Genomic DNA, 19,462 nt, shown 5'->3' on the forward strand with positions numbered 1-19,462 from the left:
CAAATCTTGAATGAGAGAGCTGCAGGGCATAAACGATAAAAATAGGCCGTCAGTTTGAAGCAAGAATTGAATATAAAAGTATTAACGGACGCTGATACAAAGCGTTGGGATCAATTTGTCGAACAGTCTCCTGATGCCACTTTTTTCCACCGCGCTGGATGGCGCGAAGTACTGGAGAAAGCCTTTAACCATAGCGGCCATTTCCTGTTTGCGGAAAGCGAGGGAGAAATAGTTGGCATCCTGCCCTTGGCAGAAGTTAAAAGCTGGTTATTTGGACACTCACTCGTTTCAACACCTTTTTGCGTGTATGGTGGCGTGGTTGCAGCGGATCAAAGCGTTCAAAAAGCCTTGGTGGCGAAGGCTTGTCAGTTGGCGGATGAATTATCGGTAGATTATTTAGAGCTGCGTAATCGCAAACGCTTTGATGAAAGTTGGCCCTGCAAAACCCTGTACTATACTTTTCGTAAGCCGGTCAGTTCGGACCAAGAAGAGAACCTGAAGGGAATACCTCGAAAACAAAGGGCTGTGGTGCGCAAAGCCATTCAACTGGAACTTGAGTCGAGCTTTGATGAACAGGTGGATCGTTTTTATACTGCCTATTCAACCAGCGTGAGAAACCTGGGTACGCCGGTTTTTTCAAAAAAATACTTTCGAGTATTAAGGCAAGTATTTGCCACTGAAAGCGACATTCTAACGATTACCAAGGATAATGCTTTAGTGGCGAGCGTGATGAGTTTCTATTTTAAAGATGAGGTATTACCCTATTATGGTGGTGGCACCGCAGCGGCGAGAAACCTTAAGGGCAATGACTATATGTATTGGCGGTTGATGTGTCATGCCACTGAGCGCGGTGTGAGGCTGTTTGATTACGGGCGTAGCAAGGAAGGCACTGGCTCCTTTAGTTTCAAGAAAAATTGGGGCTTTACGCCGGAGCCTTTGTATTATGAGTATTATCTGGTGAATGCAACGGAGATTCCTGAATTGAATCCGCTCAATCCGAAGTATCAGCTAATGATCAATTGTTGGAAAAAACTACCTTTATGGCTGAGCCAGCGTATCGGGCCACTTGTATCGAAATATTTGGGATAATGATGATGCGTTTTTTGTTCCCCTCATCCCAGCCTTCTCCCCTGAGGGGAGAAGGGGTAAATTTCCTCTCTCTGGGAGTAAAACCTACGATCAATCCCCGCTCCCTATGGGAGAAATCTGCCATCAATCTCCGCTCCGTCTGGAAGAACTCTGCAATAAATCCCCTCTCCCTCTGGGAGAGGGCTAGGGTGAGGGTGAAGACACTATGAAAAAACCAGCCCTGCTATTCCTAGCCCATCGCATTCCCTTTCCACCCAATAAAGGCGACAAAATACGGTCGTTTAATTTGCTGAAATCCTTGGCGCGGGATTACCGAATTTATTTAGGCGCTTTTGTTGATGATAGTGAAGACTGGCAGTATGAAGCGGAACTACGTAAATACTGCGCGGAAGTCTTTTTACTGGGAATTCAAAATCGACAGAAGTACCGGACCTTTACCGCATTTTTTAAAAATGAAGCATTGAGCTTGCCTTATTATCGACATACTCGTCTGAAATCCTGGGTTGACGAAAAAATTCAGACTGAGCAGTTAACCCGGGTCTTTGTGTATTCCTCGGCAATGGCGCAATACGTGCAGGGTCCAGCCTACCAGGATATGCATAGAATTATAGATTTTGTCGATGTCGACTCAGAAAAGTGGCGGGAATATAGTCGACGTCGAAACTGGCCAATGAAATGGTTGTATCGGCGTGAGGCGGATCGAATGTTGCACTTTGACCGAGTAATCGCCGCAGAATTTGACGCCAGCATCTTTGTTTCGGCGCATGAAGCAGCCGTATTTAAGGAGCTAGCGCCCGAGTCAAAGCAGCACGTTTCCTTCATTAACAATGGTGTAGATTCGCATTATTTTTCAGCGGAGCATGAGAGTAGTAACCCTTATCCAAGCGACTCTCAGGTGTTGGTTTTTACCGGGGCAATGGATTATTGGGCCAATGTTGATGCGGTAACCTGGTTTGCCGAAAAGGTTTTTCCGCAAGTTCAGCGTCAAATCCCCACAGCGTATTTCTATATTGTTGGGGCGCGCCCGAGTGAGAAGGTAAAGAAGCTTGCCGTGAATAAACATATCCATGTCACTGGCTCCGTTAAGGATATACGTCCTTATTTGGCCCATGCCAAGGTGGCGGTTGCACCAATGCGCATTGCCAGAGGTGTTCAAAATAAAGTGTTGGAAGCGATGGCGATGGCCAAACCCGTGGTGGCAACCAGTGCCGCGATGGAAGGTATCCCCAGTGTAGCTGGGCAACCGATTTGTGATCATGAAAAGGACTTTATTGAAGCCTGTGTTAGGCTGCTGAATGAAGGCGATCAGCGTGAATTAGGCACCAAGGGAAGACAAAACGTATTACAGGAATTTAATTGGGATCAAAACCTGTTAAAACTGGAGGAGCTGCTGGGCGATCGCAGCGCCCAGCCAGGCATTAGTACAGAAAATAACAAGACGCTGGATGAGGCTATGAGCGTTGGTGAGGTGTTGTCTTGAGCGACGGCGGTAATCTCATCGTGAATGGCGGGGCGCATATGAGTCAACAACAAACGGCACAGATTCGACGGACGCCGTTGCTGATGCTGTTAGTGGTACTGGCTGTGCAGCTTCTCGTCTATGTGGAGACCTATGGGAGCATGGTGCAAACCTGGTGGCGCTCCGAGACTTTCGCGCACGGATTTTTGATTCTACCCATCAGTCTTTATTTGATCTGGACTCGGCGCGAACAATTACAGGCTATTGATGATCAACCTGACTATAGAGGGTTACCCTTTATAGCACTTTGTGGCTTTGGTTGGCTGTTGGCAAATCTGGCGGATGTGTTGGTCATTCAGCAGCTAGCCGTGGTAGCGATGATCCCCGTTCTGATATGGTCGGTCTGTGGCTTGAAAAAGGCCTGGGCTATGGCGTTCCCTTTAGCATTCTTATTGTTTGCCGTACCTGCTGGCGAATTTCTAGTGCCGTCAATGATGGAGTTTACCGCCGACTTTACCGTGTACGCAGTACGGCAGACCGGTATTCCCGTCTTTCGCGAGGGCTTGTATTTTACGCTGCCAAGTGGTTCTTGGTCGGTAGTGGAAGCCTGTAGCGGCGTACGTTACATTATTGCATCACTGACCTTAGGGTGTCTCTACGCCTATTTGACTTATTACAGTTACTGGCGCCGCGCGTTGTTTATTTTGTTGGCATTGATCACGCCAATCATCGCAAACGGTATCCGCGCCTATATGATTGTCATGATTGGCCACCTGAGTAGCATGAAGTTAGCGGTAGGTGTTGATCACCTTATTTATGGCTGGCTTTGGTTCGGCATTGTCATGTTTATTCTATTTTGGGTCGGTAGTTTTTGGCGGGATGAGAAACCAGCTGAAGCTCAAATAAAAGCGGAAAGTGACAGCACATTGGATTCCAAAAAGCCGTTATGGATTACATTGGCTACGACGTTATTACTTTTAGTGTGGCCCCTGTGGGCAGGCAGTATCGGGCAGATTAAAGCGGGAGATTTCGTGGTGCCTGCACCCGATGCTAACAATTGGCAGTCCGTAGCACCCTGGGTGACTGATTGGCAGCCAAGATATATCAATCCTTCGCAATTAATAACGACGGCTTATCAAAATAATAACAAGTCGGTAGGGCTTTATCTGGCTCATTACGCAGAGCAAAAGCAGGACGCTGAGCTAATTAATGCTAATAATATTTTGCTCGACAGCAAAGAGTCGCCTTGGCATCTGACGCAGCAGGACATTAAGGACATTAACCTGGAAGAGGGGATGAGTGTCGTTGAAAGTCAGCTTAAACTCGGCGATAAAATGCTCTTGGTCTGGCAGTGGAATATTATTAACGGCACGCCGACGGTCAATAATTATTACGCTAAACTATTGGAAAGCTGGGGTCGGTTAGTGGGTAAAGGGAATGCTGCCACTGGGGTGGTCATTTATACATCTTATGTTCAAGAAGATTTGGAGGGCGCGCGCCAATTCTTGAGTGGTTTCGTTAACGACTTTTTGCCTCAGATTAAAAAGAATACAGTAGATGGAAATTGATAGGCATGCGGGATACCACGGCGTGATAACACTTTAACCAAGACAGCGATACAATAATTGGCTCTGGCACCCATCGATAAACCCCTAATTGCACATATTATTTACCGGCTTGATGTTGGTGGGCTTGAGAATGGTCTGGTTAATATCATTAACCGTTTACCCAAGGATAGTTATAGGCACGCGATAATCTGCCTGACTGACTACACGGATTTCAGCCAACGCATTGAACCGCCCGTCGAACTGATTTCACTACACAAAAAACCGGGCAAGGATATTGGCTTGTATTGGCGAATTTTTAAGACTATCCGCCGCCTTAACCCTGATATATTACATACCCGCAACCTAGCAACCCTGGAGTCGCAACTGCTGGCTTGGCTCGCGCGAGTGCCTTATCGTATCCACGGCTTACATGGCTGGGATGTTTATGATATCAAGGGTGAGAATAAGCGCTATCAAAGGTTACACCGTTTTATTGATTTTTTTGTACATCGTTATATCCCCCTGTCTAATGATTTGGAGGAGTACCTTCAGCATAAAATAGGTGTTGATTCGGGCAAGATTAGCAAGATATGTAATGGTGTGGATACTGACAGGTTTTATCCAAGGGCACCTCATCCTAACCTTCTCCCCAGAGGGGAGAAGGGACAAAATTCTCTCTCCCAAACGGCGCAGAATCAAAATCCCCTCTCCCAAACGGCGCAGAATCAAAATCCCCTCTCCCTCTGGGAGAGGGCTAGGGTGAGGGTAACAATCATCGGCACAGTAGGCCGCCTGGAAATAGTCAAAGACCAGCTGAATTTAGTTCGTGCTTTTATATTACTACTGGAAGCAAACCCTCAGTTTAAAGATAAAGCCAAATTAATGCTGGTAGGCGACGGCGCACTTCGCCCCCAATTGGAACAGTTATTAGCACAGGCTAACCTCAGTTCGACAGCATGGTTTGTGGGGTCATCGGATGAAGTGCCTGATTTGATGCGTGTAATGGATATTTTTGTATTGCCGTCAAAAGCGGAGGGCATCTCCAACACTATTTTGGAGGCAATGGCGACCGGCCTGCCTGTCGTGGCGACAGATGTGGGAGGTAACTCACAGCTTATCCTTGACGGCGAAACGGGAAGGCTAGTGCCGAAAGAAAATCCACAGGCATTAGCAAACGCTCTCTATGAATATCTCTCCCAACCGAGCACGATAGAAAGACAGGGACAAGCGGCGAGACAAAGAGTACTTGATTGCTTTAGTCTGGATAAAATGGTCAGCGAATACCAAAAAGTCTACCAAAACCGTTGAGAGCGACTATCTTTAGTAAGTGGTTTAACGATATAGAATTAATACCCTCACCCTAGCCCTCTCCCAGGGGGAGAGGGGACCCACAGCAACAACGGGCCAACTATCCCCTCTCCCCCTGGGAGAGGGCTAGGGTGAGGGCAAGGAACAAAGTTTATGTGCGGCATAGCCGGAATATTTGACACAAAAGATCAACGCGAAATCAATGAATCGATTCTTGCGCAAATGAATCAGGTGCAGTTTCATCGTGGCCCTGACGAAGGTGGACTGCACTGCGAGCCGGGCGTGGGTTTAGCACATCGCCGTCTTTCTATTATCGATATTTCCACCGGACAACAACCACTGTTCAACAAAGACGGCAGTGTTTGTATCGTCTTCAACGGTGAAATTTATAATTTTCGTGAAATTCGTGTCGAGCTTGTACAGCTAGGCTATATATTCAAAACCCACTCCGATACTGAAGTCATAGTGCATGCCTGGGAGGCTTGGGGTGAAGCCTGCGTGAACCGTCTGCGTGGTATGTTCGCATTTGCTATATGGGATCGTAATCGGGAGTTATTATTTCTCGCGCGCGATCGCCTCGGTATTAAACCGTTATTTTACGCACTTCTGGACGATAGCCATTTTATATTTGGTTCAGAGTTGAAAGTGTTAACGGCTCATCCGCAATTAGCGAAGCAAGTCGACCCAATGGCAGTGGAAGACTATTTTGCCTTTGGCTACATTCCTGAACCCCGCACTATCTATAAAAATGTTTATAAACTACCGCCAGCGCATACCTTAACGCTCAAGCGTGGTAGTGAAGTCGGTTTGCCTAAAGCTTATTGGGACGTGAGTTTTGACCCCGTGGTCAATTTAAGTGAAGAGGAAATCCACCACGAACTTATCGAGCGTTTTAGAGAGGCCGTGGATATTCGGTTGGTGTCTGAAGTACCTTTAGGGGCCTTCCTATCTGGCGGTGTAGATTCCAGCGGTGTCGTTGCGATGATGGCGCAACTACAAAAAGAGCCGGTCAATACCTGCGCCATCGCCTTTAATGAAAAGAACTACAATGAATCTGAATTTGCGCAAATGGTGGCTGACCGGTATCAAACCAACCATTTTGTAAAAACCGTCGATACTCAGGATTTTGACCTGATCGACAAACTTGCGACACTCTACGATGAACCCTACGCTGACAGTTCCGCCATGCCCACCTACCGTGTCTGCCAATTGGCGAAACAACGCGTGACAGTCGCTCTTTCTGGCGATGGCGGTGATGAGGTATTTGCGGGCTATCGCCGCTACCGTTGGCACATGAATGAAGAAAAGCTACGCAGCTATTTGCCGTTGGCGATTCGTCGGCCATTATTCGGTGCACTCGGGACGGTATACCCAAAAGCCGATTGGGCGCCGCGTGTTTTTCGTGCTAAGAGCACCTTTCAATCTTTAGCATTAGATAGTGTGCAAGGCTATTTTCATACTGTGTCGCTGATGCGCGACCAGGATCGTAAAAAGCTTTTTAGCGACAGATTGAGAAGCGATCAACAAGGCTATAACGCTATCGAAGTATTTCGAGATCATGCCTCCCGGTTTAAAGGCTCGGATGTATTATCACTGATCCAGTACCTGGATATGAAAACCTATTTGGTCGGCGATATTCTGACTAAGGTGGATCGCGCCAGTATGGCGCATGCGCTTGAGGTCAGAGTGCCTTTGCTCGATCATAAATTTCTCGAATGGAGTGCAGGCATACCCTCTGGCCTGAAATTAAATGGGCAAACGACAAAAGACGTATTTAAAAAATCCCTCGTACCTTACTTACCAAATGACGTCCTTTATCGTCCGAAAATGGGTTTTGCCGTGCCACTCGCCGACTGGTTCCGAGGGCCCTTGAAACAGCGTATGCAAAAAGCATTATTTGGGGAAGTGATTGCTGATAGCGGCCTATTCAATATGGATTACGTTGCTCAAATGGTCGAACAACATCTTAATGGCCGTCGTGACTTTAGTGCGCCGCTATGGTCGCTTTTGATGTTTGAGTCATTCTCCAGGCAATGTTTGGGGTCAGGCTCGATGTATAAGGTGCAAAAGGCAAGCTAATGCCGGCTCACCCCGTTATTCTGCTATTCGGAATGCCTAGATCAGGTACTACTTGGCTGGGTAAAATATTTGATAGCAGTCCGAGTGTACTCTATCGGCATGAGCCTGATTCGTGGATCAAGTTATCAAAATTAGGTCTTTACGAAGAGGCTGATTCTGCTACCTATTACCAAGACTATATTCTAGATTATATGGGGCGTTTGGAGCACTTTAACCGCCCCCCAGTTGCGACCAAACTGCCTTTATTTGCGAAAAACTTCTCGTCCTCTGTTCGCTCTTTTGCCCACAAAGCGAGTGTTTATGGGTCATTATTGTTATCACGTATAAATTCAAATCTGGCACTTCCGGTCATATCGCCAATAACTAAATCAAAATTTTCAGATATGAGTATTGCGTGGAAATCAATCGAATCACTGGGCCGAATGGGTTTGATGCTGCGTTGCGCGCCAAACTGTAAAGGAGTACATATTATCCGCCACCCTTGTGGATATATTGCTTCTGTGATGCGCGGAGAAGAAAAAAACAGGTTTTCAAGTTCAGATTCGACGAGTGAAGATTACGGAATGCTTTTGGCATTAGTACAGACAAAGAATGCGCGAAAGTATGGGATTGACGAAAAGTCATTAAGAGCGATGAGCTCGATTCAACGTTTAGCGTGGCGTTGGTTATTGGTGAATGATAAAACGATAACTGAGTTGCAAGGTTTTGAAAATTATATGTTTTTTCGGTACGAAGATCTTTGTGACCAACCGCTTAAAATGAGCCAAAGGTTATTTGAATTTGCAGGGTTAAGTTGGTCGCAACAGACAGAGGATTTTGTGAGTGCCAGTGTTAAATCGGAAAATGACTCGTACTATAGCGTTTTTAAAAATCCACAGTTGTCAGCCAATAGTTGGCGTGAATATCTTGAGCCTAAACAGATTAGTGAGATAGAAGAAGTAGTTGCAAAAAGTGATCGTTTAGCAAAATTGTACAATGATTTTAACCATAACTAATGGCAGCTACGGCAAAAACACACATGCATATTTTTTACTTGCTCGCATATTTTACTCCGCAACGGCATTGTTCGGTCGATCAAATATGAAACAATCTAAATTTGGCATATTGGAGCAAATATTGATTCGAAGCGTTGGAGTACGGGCTTACCAATCTAGCGTGCTCTTGGAAAGGGAGAAGGGAGAAAAAAGCTCTTTAATTATTGAGAAAGCGCCCCTCATCCTAACCTTCTCCCCAGAGGGGAGAAGGGATAAAGCTCCCGCCTTCCGGGAGAATGCATCGACAAATTCCCTCTCCCTCAGGAAGCACGCACGAATAAATTCCCTCTTCCTTAGGAAGCACGCACGAATAAATTCCCTCTCCCTCTGGGAGCACACACAAACAAATCCCCTCTCCCTCTGGGAGAGGGCTAGGGTGAGGGCATAAACAAAAAATGCGAATCCTCCACATCCTAGACCATTCCATCCCTCTACACAGTGGCTACACTTTCCGTACCCGTGCGATACTGAATCAACAGCGGGCAATGGGCTGGAAAACTTTTCATGTCACCAGCCCCAAACAGGGCAAGACTGACCAACTCAAAGAACAAATCGACGGTTTGGAGTTTTACCGTACCCCGCAACCCGATGGTCAACTTGGCAAATTACCTATGCTGAATCAGTTGGCCATCGTGCCTGCGCTAAGAGATCGATTGGCGCAGGTGGTGCAAGAGGTTCAACCAGACATTCTGCACGCACATTCTCCCTCACTAAACGGTTTGGCCGCGCTGAAAGTGGCGCGACGCTTTAATTTACCTTTGGTCTATGAAGTGCGCGCCTTTTGGGAAGATGCCGCGGTGGACCACGGCACCAGTAGTGAATGGGGCGTTAGATATCGCCTGACGAGGGCTAGTGAAACACTAGTGCTAAAAAATGCCGATGCGGTTACCACCATTTGCCAAGGGCTTCGTTCAGAAATGATAGGACGCGGAATACCGGAGCGAAAAATTACCGTGATCCCCAATGCCGTGGATATCGATAATTTTCCCGCAAACTGTATAGAAGATACCACACTGAAATCAGAACTGGGATTAGCAGGCAAAACTGTTCTTGGCTTCCTCGGTTCATTCTACGCTTATGAGGGGTTGGTGTTTCTTGTTGAAACCTTACCGATGATTTTGCAGAACAAGCCTGATATCCGTTTGCTGCTAGTTGGCGGCGGCCCAGAAGAACAAAAGTTAAAGCAACGCGTGCAGCAATTGGGTTTGCAGGATACCGTCATCTTTACCGGACGCGTACCGCATGAGCAAGTGCAGCGCTATTACGGATTGATTGATCTACTAGTTTTCCCCCGCATGTCGATGCGATTAACTGACTTAGTTACTCCTTTAAAGCCACTGGAAGCGATGGCTCAAAATAAAGTTGTGCTAGCTTCGGATGTGGGAGGACACAAAGAGTTGATTCAAGACGGTATTAATGGCTATTTATTTCGTAGTGGAGACAAACAGGATCTAAGCAAAAAGTTAAATAAAATACTTGATCGGCAGATGGAATGGGATGCTATCCGGGCAAAGGGCCGAGAATATGTCGAGCAGGAGCGCAATTGGGCTGTGAGCGTCGCGAACTATGAAATGGTATATGGATCGTTACTGAATAAGGCTCGTCAGAAAGGATGAAATCAATCAGATTAGGACTGGTCGGGCCGTTGCCGCCTCCAGCCGGTGGAATGGCGAGGCAAACGCTACAATTGGCGGAGCTGTTAACACAACAAGGTGTTCAAGTTGAATTAATTAGAACGAATCCAGACTATCAGCCAGCCTTTATTTCTCGAGTAAAAGGGATCCGCGCACTGTTCCGCTTATTTGGCTATCTCGTCTGTGTTTACAAAACCGTTGCGAAAGTTGATATGTTTCACATCATGGCGAACTCCGGTTGGTCTTGGTACCTTTTTGTTGCTCCAGTAGTGTGGATCGCCTGGTTTAAGAAGATTCCCGTTGTACTTAACTATCGAGGAGGGGAGGCCGCTAAGTTTTTTTCTAAATCCTGGCTTTGGATACATCCGACCATGAAGAAAGTACAGATGGTGGTGGTACCATCACCGTTCCTCTCAAAAATATTTGATGAGCGTAATATAGCGACGCACATAGTTCCGAATGTGCTCGACCTGGAACGATTTCAACCCTCCAAAGGAGCCCGTGGCAAGAAAGGCGCGCCGCATATCATCGTGACGAGAAACCTGGAAGAGATTTATGGCATTGGTACTGCTTTGAAAGCCTTTGCATTAATTCGCAAACAGTTTCCCGAAGCACTTTTAACAATCGCCGGTTCCGGCCCTTTGCTGAAAGAATTACAGGAAACAACAAAAACCTTGGGTATTGATGCGAACACTGATTTTTGCGGAAGATTGGATCATGCACAAATAGCTGCGCTCTATCAGGATTCCGATTTAATGCTCAATCCCAGCTTGGAAGATAATTCGCCTAATTCGATCATCGAAGCGCTTGCTTCTGGTGTACCTGTTATCAGCACTAATGTGGGTGGGATTCCCTATCTCATCCAATCCGGGAAAAATGGGATGCTTGTGGAGCCAAACGACGCTAAGGAAATGGCTGGTGCGGCACTTAGAATTCTGGGAGACGAAGAATTGAAAGATAGGCTTGTCGCGCAAGGTAGTCAGGATGTTAAAAAATTCGATCAGAATGTGGTTGTTTCACAACTGTTGGATTTATATGTACGGGTACTGTGCTAATGATTTGCTTTCAGATCGCTGCCCTCACCCTAGCCCTCTCCCAGAGGGAGAGGGGATTAGGCTCCAGTGAGTTAACGGTTCCTTCGCGTAATTTCCTTTATCCCAGGGAGAGACTGCGCATACACAATCCCCTCTCCCTCTGGGAGAGGGCTAGGGTGAGGGAGGACGCCAAATGAGCAGCCTCTATACAAAATTGGTATCCTGCGCCATTTTCCCGTTGCACGAATGCCTCAAAGGCCACACCACTGTTGCAGATATGCGTTCATTAGAACAGAGCCAGTGGTGGTCGAAAGACGAAATACTGGCGTTGCAATCACAGCGCTTACAAAAACTTATACGCTCCGTAAACCAAAACGTGCCTTATTATGCGGAGTTACTTGAATCACAGAATATTGACCCAGCTGAGATCAAATCCGCCGAGGATTTGAAGAAATTACCTTTTTTAAATAAAGCACTGATTCGAGCGAATAGCGATAAACTGCGCGCAAGGAATGCCAAACATCTAAGCCGGTTTAACACGGGTGGATCGAGCGGTGAACCACTCATTTTCTATATCGGCAAAGAGCGCGTCAGTCGTGATGTGGCCGCCAAATGGCGTGCTACGCGTTGGTGGGATGTAGATTTGGGTGATAAGGAAATTGTGCTGTGGGGTTCGCCAATTGAATTAGGCACGCAGGATTATGTGCGGTTAATTCGCGATAAATTACTAAGAACTCGTTTGCTGCCAGCTTTTGAAATGTCAGAAGCTAAAATTGACAGCTTTATCCAGGAAATTAAAAAGGTTAAGCCGCAGATGCTGTTTGGTTATCCCTCAGCTTTTAGTCTGATTGCCAAACGGGCAAAGGATACTAATATTCTATTAAATGGTTTGGGGACGAAGGTTGTATTTGTTACCTCAGAACGACTCTATGACCATCAACGAGAATTGCTAGAAAACACATTTGGCTGCCCTATTGCGAACGGGTATGGAGGACGCGACGCAGGATTTATAGCTCATCAATGTCCGCAAGGTAATATGCATATTACCGCAGAGGATATTATCGTAGAAATTGTCGACCCAGCGGGCAACGTTCTACCGCCTGGAAATTCTGGCGAAATAGTCACTACACACTTGGCGACCCAGGATTATCCTTTTATTCGCTATCGCACTGGTGATATCGGTGTTTTAGAGGAAAGAAATTGCTCTTGTGGCAGAGGCCTGCCGATTCTTAAGGAAATACAGGGGCGTAGTACAGACTTTATAGTAGCTGCCGATGGTACGTTGATGCATGGGCTGGCACTGATATATATCCTACGTGACATCCAGTCAGTATTGGAGTTTAAAATCATTCAGGAAAGCAAGCAGCTAACAAGGGTGCAGTTGGTGGTCAATTCGAATTTTAGTGAATTCGATGAAAAGCAAATCATATCGGGCTTCAAAAAGCGTCTAGGTGATGGTGTCAATATTGTGATCGAGCGCGTGGATAAAATAGCGGCAGAAGCGTCGGGGAAAATGCGCTACGTGGTGAGCCGTATTTAAGCTGTGCCGTAATTAGTTCACCACTACAATATTAATGTATTGAGGTTTCTAAAATGTCGCTATCAGTATCTCAAAAGCGAACTAGACTTACAGCTAAACTGATAAAAATTAGATTTGACAGGGCTTTTTCTGGCGTCAGAGGTGCTTAATGGCGAATACAATATTATTTATTATTTTTAATTTAGCCATTGTTTATACGATTTATTGGGCCTACAAAAATGACCGAGGCCCCGATAGTGCCGACAAGAAATAGAGTTAATAAATTATGCAGTTTAAATAGTAAATAGATTTATATTCGAATGTTATTCAACTCCTATATATTTATACTTCTATTCTTACCGTTAACGCTGTGTGCCTATTACGCATCAAGAAATTTTGCTAGCAAGCAATTTTCTTTTGTTATTCTGGTGGTTGCTTCTCTTGTCTACTACGGCTATTGGCGATTTGGTTATCTCGCCTTAATTATCGCGTCCATACTTTTTAATTATCTTGCGGGTATTCTATTAAACCGGCTGCAAGAGGGCGGTTTAAAACGAGCTCTATTAATCGTTTTTGTAGGTGCTAATTTAGCTCTGCTGGGCTATTACAAGTACTGGAACTTCTTGTTCGAGAACATTGAGTACTTAACGGGTGCAGCAATGCCGATAGACTCAATTATTCTGCCATTGGCGATTTCCTTTTTTACTTTTCAGCAAATTGCCTATCTCGTGGATGTGTACCGAAAACATCTGCGTGAGTACAGCTTTGTCCACTATTGTCTTTTTGTATCCTTTTTCCCGCAGTTGATTGCGGGGCCTATCGTCCATCATAAAGAGATGATGCCGCAATTCGACGACGCGCAAGGGAAGACTTTCGATGCGGAGTTGTTCGTCTGCGGACTGTATCAATTTATACTTGGGTTATTTAAAAAAGTGATTTTGGCTGACAATTTGGCCTTATTCGCAACCCCCGTTTTTATGGCGGCAGACTCAGGGTCTGTATTATCTGGGCCAGAGGCCTGGATAGGGGTACTCGCCTATAGCTTCCAACTCTATTTTGATTTTTCCGGTTATTCGGATATGGCCATAGGTATTGGCAAAATGTTTGGTATTCGGCTGCCGGTTAACTTTAATTCGCCTTATAAAGCGACATCCATCGTCGATTTTTGGCGTCGCTGGCACATTACGTTATCGAGATTTTTAAAGGATTATCTGTACATTTCGCTCGGAGGCAATCGAAAAGGCCCGATTCGACGACAGGGTAACTTACTTATCACCATGTTGCTGGGTGGGTTATGGCATGGTGCGAGCTGGAACTTTGTGGTTTGGGGTGGAATGCACGGTAGCTATTTAGTGGTCAACCACTTATGGGGAAACCTATTGTCAGTAATGGGATTAGCTTCTTTAAAAACAAATAAAATATACCTGATTATCATGTGGGGAATAACCTTTATTGCGGTAGTGTTGGCATGGGTAATGTTTCGTGCAGAGACTTTTCATGGTGCGATGAATCTTTATGAATCGATGCTTGGCTTGGTTCCTGGCATCGAGGGCGGAAGTCGCTCAGCTTTGGTTTTGCAGGATTTGCCCAGGGCTTTGGCGATGGTTTTAGTCGGTGCTCTGGTGGCGCTATTTGCGCCAAACGTGCAGGAAATTATTGACCGACTCGACCGCAATGTTATCGGGCGTCAGACGGTATTGAATAAAGGTATGGAAAGGTTACAGGTTCCGGTTACGGCAATCCTGATGTCCTTTGCGTTGGTGCTTACTCTTTCTTCGATGAATAGAGTGAGTGAATTTCTGTATTTCCAATTTTAGATTGGGAGCGATTGGTTGCGAAATACGAGTTTGAATTATTTTTGCGTTGCTGTTTTGGTTTGGACAGGTGGTCTGATGCTGTTTAACTATAGCGTTGATCCGATTCAATTTTATCGAAAGGCAGCGCAGCCGGTATTCGTATTAAACCAGCGCTATCAAATACCGGGGCTCATTAGAAACTATGAGTTTGACACCGCTTTTATCGGTACTTCGCATAGCGAAAACTTTATCCCCTCATCATTAGATCGGGAGCTCGGTACAAAAAGTCTTAACTTGGCAATTAGTGGCTCGTCTGCTGCCGAGCAGAAAAATGTCGTCGAGTTAGCAGTCAAATCTGGAAAGTTGAAACAAGTCATCTGGGAGATGAACTACAGATCCTTTAGTGGCATTAATCCTAACCTGGTTGAAGGAGGTGAGTTCCCTACTTACCTTTATCAAGTGAATCCGCTATCACATATCCAGTATCTGTTCTCTATAGGCTCACTGTGGATGAGCGTGAAAAACCTATTAGGGAAGGGGCCTGTTGAATTAGATAAACTCAATTATTGGGGAGATAAAGAGAAGAATAAATTTGATGGTAAGCATGTACTAGAGCATTTTTGTCGTATAAAAAGTAACGGGGACAGGGCTCCCCTACCGCTCAACTTTGATGTCAGTATTGAGGAAAACCTCGGCAAAATTATTAATGCTAACCCGCAAGTCGCCTTTCACCTGTTTTTTCCTCCTTTCTCATTCTATAACTTTTTTTTAGGGAATGAGAAAGAGGCGGTTAATTTATTCAGAATAAAGATTTATCAGCTGGCGCGCTTGCATCAGAACGTATTTTTGCATGATTTTATGGCTCGCTATGATGTCATCGGGAATAAGAAATACTACAAAGACATTGAACATTTTGCGCCAGCTATCTCTGAGGTGATTGTTCGAGATATCGCCAAAGGGTTTTATGTTAGAACTGAGGTGAGTGATGGCCTGGAATTGGCCGAAGAATTTAATCGATTTATCGAACACCAAGCTGAAAAACTCCCAGATTGCCGTAAGTTAACCCCTGAACAAAACAGCATAAAACAAAGCAGCATAAAATTATGAGAGACCTCTTCATCGTATTATTGTTAGCTGGCGCGCTACCGTTTGTTTTTAAGAAGCCGCAGGTAGGTGTGTTACTTTGGGTTTGGATGTCTATTATGAATCCTCATAAGCTTACCTATGGGTTCGCCTATGACTTTCCATTTCTCGATATTATTGCGGGTATTACTATCATTAGCCTATTGATCAATAGGAAAAAACTCTACGTAGCTAAGTACCATCTTATTATAGGTATTCTGGCCTGTTATTATTTTTGGACTTGTCTGACTACGGTCTTTGCGGTTGAGTTTGTGCAAGCATTTGAGAAATGGCTGGCGTATTCAAAAACCATACTGATGGTTGCAGTTATATTAATGTCGATGAATAACCGAACCTGGACATTCGCTTTGATTTGGGTGTTTGTATTATCACTCGCTTTCACTGGCTTTAAGGGTGGGATATTTACAGTAATGACTGGTGGGGGATACAGAATATGGGGGCCTCCGCAAACAGCTTGGGGTGATAATAACGGTGTTTCCATCGCGATGTTAATTGGAGCACCGCTGATATGGGGGTTGAGATATTATTTTACAGACAAATTAACTAGGAGTTTTTTGCTCATTCTAGCAGGAACATTCTTCCTTACTTTGTTAGGGACACAGTCTCGCGGAGGGCTTGTTGGCGCAGCAGGTATGCTTTGTTATGCGGTTTATCGCTCTAAGTATAAGGTAACAGTTCTTCCGGCGATTGCAGTTTTAGTGATAGCAGGGTTGGTATTTATGCCCGAGTCATGGACTCAGAGAATGTCAACCATCGCTAATTATGAAGAGGATGCGTCTGCAAGTTCTCGCATTATCCAATGGAAATATGCCATAGATATTGCTGGAGAAAGGCCATTATTTGGTAATGGATTTAATGCATTTTTTCATCAGCCCTATGTACAAAGATATCTGCATGACGATATCAATAGGGCGGTGCATAGTAATTATTTTGAAGTCCTTGGAGAACATGGTTACATAGGTTTATTTGTATATTTGCTGCTGGGAATCGTTGCTGTCTTATCTGCAAACAGGGTCTCCAAAAAGCGATTCCACACGCCTCAATTAAAACGATCTTGCTTGCTGCTTTATATGACACAGTTTTCTATCGTTGGGTATGCAGCAAATGGTCTGACGGTAAATATGGCAACGTTAGATCTCTATTATTACGTGCTGGCGATAGTCGTATTGTTAATTGGCCAAATTAAAGTACAAGAAGCTTCTATCAATGCAGTCAGCAATGATCATACGCCACCTAATAACATACCTGAGTATTCACGGTAAGTGTTAACAAGGCTCGTACTCACTATATCTTTTGATAATTTTGCATTAGTGATCAAGGGTTTAGCTTGAGAAATTGTTCCCGTATGCTGAACCCCACTTTAACTATCTAAATAGTCGATAAAATAACTACATGTCTAGTAATAAAAATATATCAAGACAAGTTGCAGGCGGAGTCGCTTGGATGCTGATGCTCAGAATGAGCCTGCGTGTCTTAGGGTTAGTGAGTACGGTGGTTCTTGCCCGTTTACTGACCCCAGCAGACTTTGGCATTGTCGCCATTGCCATGTCATTTTTCGCGCTGCTCTATCTGATCAAAGATTTTGGTTTTGATACTGCCATTATTCAAATGCAGAATCCAAGAAAAGGGCACTACGATACCGCTTGGACATTCAACCTGATATTCGGGTTAGGGTTGGCATTAGTTTTGTTAGGTTTTTCAGGTTTGATAGCTGACCTCTATGATACACCTGAATTGGAGCCACTAATTTGGGCCATCGCTAGTTTATTTGTAATCGGCAGTATAGAAAGCGTCGGTACTTTAGACTTTCGCAAAAACCTGACATTCGAGAAGGAATTCAAACTCAAGATTTTACCAAAATTGATCGGCGTACCCTGTACGCTAGCGCTGGCTTATTCGCTGAGAAATTATTGGGCGTTAACCATAGGTACAATTATCACCCAGTTTGTCGCGCTCTGCATGGGGTATTTAATGCATAGCTATCGCCCGAAATTTGCATTGACCGCCGCAAAAGAACTATTTAATTTTTCCAAGTGGTTAATGGCAAATAATCTCATCAATTTTCTTAACAACCGCTCGCCGGAGTTGTTAATTGGGAAAATTTTAAGTCCGCAAGCGGCTGGCGTATTTTCGGTGTCCAATGAAATATCCATGATGGCAACGACGGAATTTAGTGCCGCTGTTTCGGCGGCTTCCTACCCAGGTTATGCGCGGGTTGCGGATAACTCGAATGACTTGAGAAATCTGTATCTAAATGTACTTAGCTCCACGGCGTTTTTGCTTTTCCCTCTGGCAATTGGCGTTGCATCAATCACAGGACTTATTGTGCCGATATTTCTTGGTGGCCAGTGGCTGGAGGCTATTCCACTGATCAAGTTTATTGCTATTGGCGGATTGCTATTGGCGATCAATTCAAATTCGGGCTATGTGTTTATGGCATTGGGAAATCCCCGGTTGGCGACTAAGTTGGGGACACTCAGAATTCTGATATTTATCCCCACGTTGGTTTACTTAGTTAACACGCAAGGACTGATCGGTGCAGCTTGGTCTATACTTTTCACGAGCGCCACAATGTTCTGTATTAGCAACCTAGTAATTGTTAGGAGCCTACCCATCACAATAGGAGATTTAATCAAAGCATTTTATCGCCCTTTTTTGAGCGCAATGTTGATGATGTTTGTGTTAGCGCAATTACCTGGTATGGAGGGCGATGGCTCCATGCAACAAAATATTTGGCGGCTTGGTGAAGCGGTAGTCATAGGGGTGCTCTTATATTTTACAGTTGTTTTTTTATTCTGGGTCTTAGCGAAAATGCCGGAAGGGCCGGAATTCAAACTCTATGAATTGGCGAAAAAATACGTCAGGTCAGGAAACAAAGGTTAACTTTCAGTGACTGAGCAATCATCGTTGCAGCAGATATTTTGTGACTACAAAGATGCAAAGTTTGTCTTCGTGCAACCCGGCGGCAATTACGGTGATTCGCTCATCTACTACGGCCTTGAAGCGCTGGCGAAAAAATTGAATCTATCCTTTCGATCACTTTCGGCAGAGGAATTTTTGACACAGAAAATAACCTCGGATGAAATACTTTATTTGCATGGCGGCGGTGGCTATAACCGATGGTGTTCAGGGAAGTCACTAAAAGTGTTAGAGCATGCCCTATGCTCTGACGCCAGATTGGTGGTTCAAGGGCCGTGCACCATCGACCAAGACAGTGATTATTTGGAGAACAGCTTAGCTAAGGTGCTCAATGCACCAAGGAAACCAACGCTTTATTTTATCGCAAGAGAAATGACCACCTTTGGGCTTTGCGAAGACTATTTGGCCGAAACCGACACGCATTTTTTCCACGATCAAGACACCGCATTTTGGGCTGGCAAAGATTTGCTGGAGTCGTTCGCAGGGCCATCAAGGTGCAAGTACCGCTTCTATGCGCTGCGAGAGGATAATGAATCCTCTGGGCAGAATATTCACGATTTTGGTAATGGCGTTCAGCTTGATCCGGCTTACTTTTGTAAAAGTTTCAAGCATTGGATTAGGGTTCACCTCTATGCCAAGGAAATTATCACGACAAGAACGCATTCCGCCGTGGTAGCAGCATTGTTAAATAAACCTGTTGTTCTGTACCCCAGTAAGTACCACAAAAATAGAAGTATTTGGGAATACAGCCTGCAGCATCGTAACGTTATTTGGGGAGAAAATGAGGATCGAGCCTATCGGAAAACCCCATCCAAGTTACATTACTTACCAGCAAGAGTTAGGAATAGCTACCGGGTTAACCAAGCTGCTCGCTGGCTACAAAGAGTGCCTTTGAGCTAAC

Annotated in this window: 15 protein-coding genes; all 15 read left to right on the top strand. The window is 45.0% G+C overall.

Annotation, left to right across the window (positions count from 1 at the left end):
- Nucleotides 1–54: 54 nt before the first annotated feature.
- Complete coding sequence (locus H6995_05360; GenBank protein ID MCP5214416.1) at nt 55–1,089, top strand: FemAB family PEP-CTERM system-associated protein; 1,035 nt, start codon at nt 55–57, stop codon at nt 1,087–1,089.
- Between the two features lie 205 nt (nt 1,090–1,294).
- Entirely contained in the window at nt 1,295–2,569 is a 1,275-nt protein-coding gene (locus H6995_05365; GenBank protein ID MCP5214417.1) for a TIGR03087 family PEP-CTERM/XrtA system glycosyltransferase, read from the top strand.
- On the top strand, nt 2,566–4,116 hold the full coding sequence (gene xrtA / locus H6995_05370) for an exosortase A (GenBank protein MCP5214418.1): 1,551 nt from the start codon (nt 2,566–2,568) through the stop codon (nt 4,114–4,116). Before H6995_05365 ends, xrtA begins: the two co-directional genes overlap by 4 nt.
- A 63-nt stretch (nt 4,117–4,179) precedes the next feature.
- Nucleotides 4,180–5,403 carry a glycosyltransferase gene (locus H6995_05375; GenBank protein MCP5214419.1) on the top strand — a complete coding sequence of 408 codons (1,224 nt, stop codon included), beginning with the start codon at nt 4,180–4,182 and terminating at the stop codon, nt 5,401–5,403.
- A 153-nt stretch (nt 5,404–5,556) separates the two neighbouring features.
- Nucleotides 5,557–7,482: an amidotransferase 1, exosortase A system-associated gene (locus tag H6995_05380; protein MCP5214420.1), complete on the top strand. Its 1,926-nt coding sequence runs from the start codon at nt 5,557–5,559 to the stop codon at nt 7,480–7,482.
- The gene (locus H6995_05385; protein MCP5214421.1) at nt 7,482–8,477 is read left to right on the top strand and encodes a sulfotransferase; all 996 of its coding nucleotides are present in this window, start codon (nt 7,482–7,484) and stop codon (nt 8,475–8,477) included. Before H6995_05380 ends, H6995_05385 begins: the two co-directional genes overlap by 1 nt.
- Nucleotides 8,458–8,904 carry a hypothetical protein gene (locus tag H6995_05390; protein MCP5214422.1) on the top strand — a complete coding sequence of 149 codons (447 nt, stop codon included), beginning with the start codon at nt 8,458–8,460 and terminating at the stop codon, nt 8,902–8,904. Before H6995_05385 ends, H6995_05390 begins: the two co-directional genes overlap by 20 nt.
- Nucleotides 8,905–8,911: 7 nt before the next feature.
- Nucleotides 8,912–10,132, top strand: a complete 1,221-nt coding sequence (locus tag H6995_05395; protein MCP5214423.1) for a glycosyltransferase, exosortase A system-associated — start codon at nt 8,912–8,914, stop codon at nt 10,130–10,132.
- The gene (locus H6995_05400; protein MCP5214424.1) at nt 10,129–11,205 is read left to right on the top strand and encodes a glycosyltransferase family 4 protein; all 1,077 of its coding nucleotides are present in this window, start codon (nt 10,129–10,131) and stop codon (nt 11,203–11,205) included. The genes H6995_05395 and H6995_05400 overlap by 4 nt, the downstream gene beginning before the upstream one ends.
- Before the next feature lie 172 nt (nt 11,206–11,377).
- The gene (locus tag H6995_05405; protein MCP5214425.1) at nt 11,378–12,724 is read left to right on the top strand and encodes a phenylacetate--CoA ligase family protein; all 1,347 of its coding nucleotides are present in this window, start codon (nt 11,378–11,380) and stop codon (nt 12,722–12,724) included.
- A gap of 299 nt (nt 12,725–13,023) precedes the next feature.
- Nucleotides 13,024–14,520 (top strand): MBOAT family protein, encoded by a 1,497-nt coding sequence (locus tag H6995_05410; protein ID MCP5214426.1) that lies wholly within the window; start codon nt 13,024–13,026, stop codon nt 14,518–14,520.
- Between the two features lie 75 nt (nt 14,521–14,595).
- Entirely contained in the window at nt 14,596–15,606 is a 1,011-nt protein-coding gene (locus H6995_05415) for a hypothetical protein (protein MCP5214427.1), read from the top strand.
- Nucleotides 15,603–16,904 (top strand): putative O-glycosylation ligase, exosortase A system-associated, encoded by a 1,302-nt coding sequence (locus tag H6995_05420; GenBank protein MCP5214428.1) that lies wholly within the window; start codon nt 15,603–15,605, stop codon nt 16,902–16,904. The genes H6995_05415 and H6995_05420 overlap by 4 nt, the downstream gene beginning before the upstream one ends.
- 130 nt (nt 16,905–17,034) lie before the next feature.
- Nucleotides 17,035–18,525: a lipopolysaccharide biosynthesis protein gene (locus H6995_05425; GenBank protein MCP5214429.1), complete on the top strand. Its 1,491-nt coding sequence runs from the start codon at nt 17,035–17,037 to the stop codon at nt 18,523–18,525.
- A gap of 6 nt (nt 18,526–18,531) precedes the next feature.
- Entirely contained in the window at nt 18,532–19,461 is a 930-nt protein-coding gene (locus H6995_05430) for a hypothetical protein (GenBank protein MCP5214430.1), read from the top strand.
- Nucleotide 19,462: the final 1 nt, after the last annotated feature.

It is taken from the genome of Pseudomonadales bacterium, assembly GCA_024234615.1.
Lineage (GTDB): Bacteria > Pseudomonadota > Gammaproteobacteria > Pseudomonadales > IMCC2047 > JAJFKB01.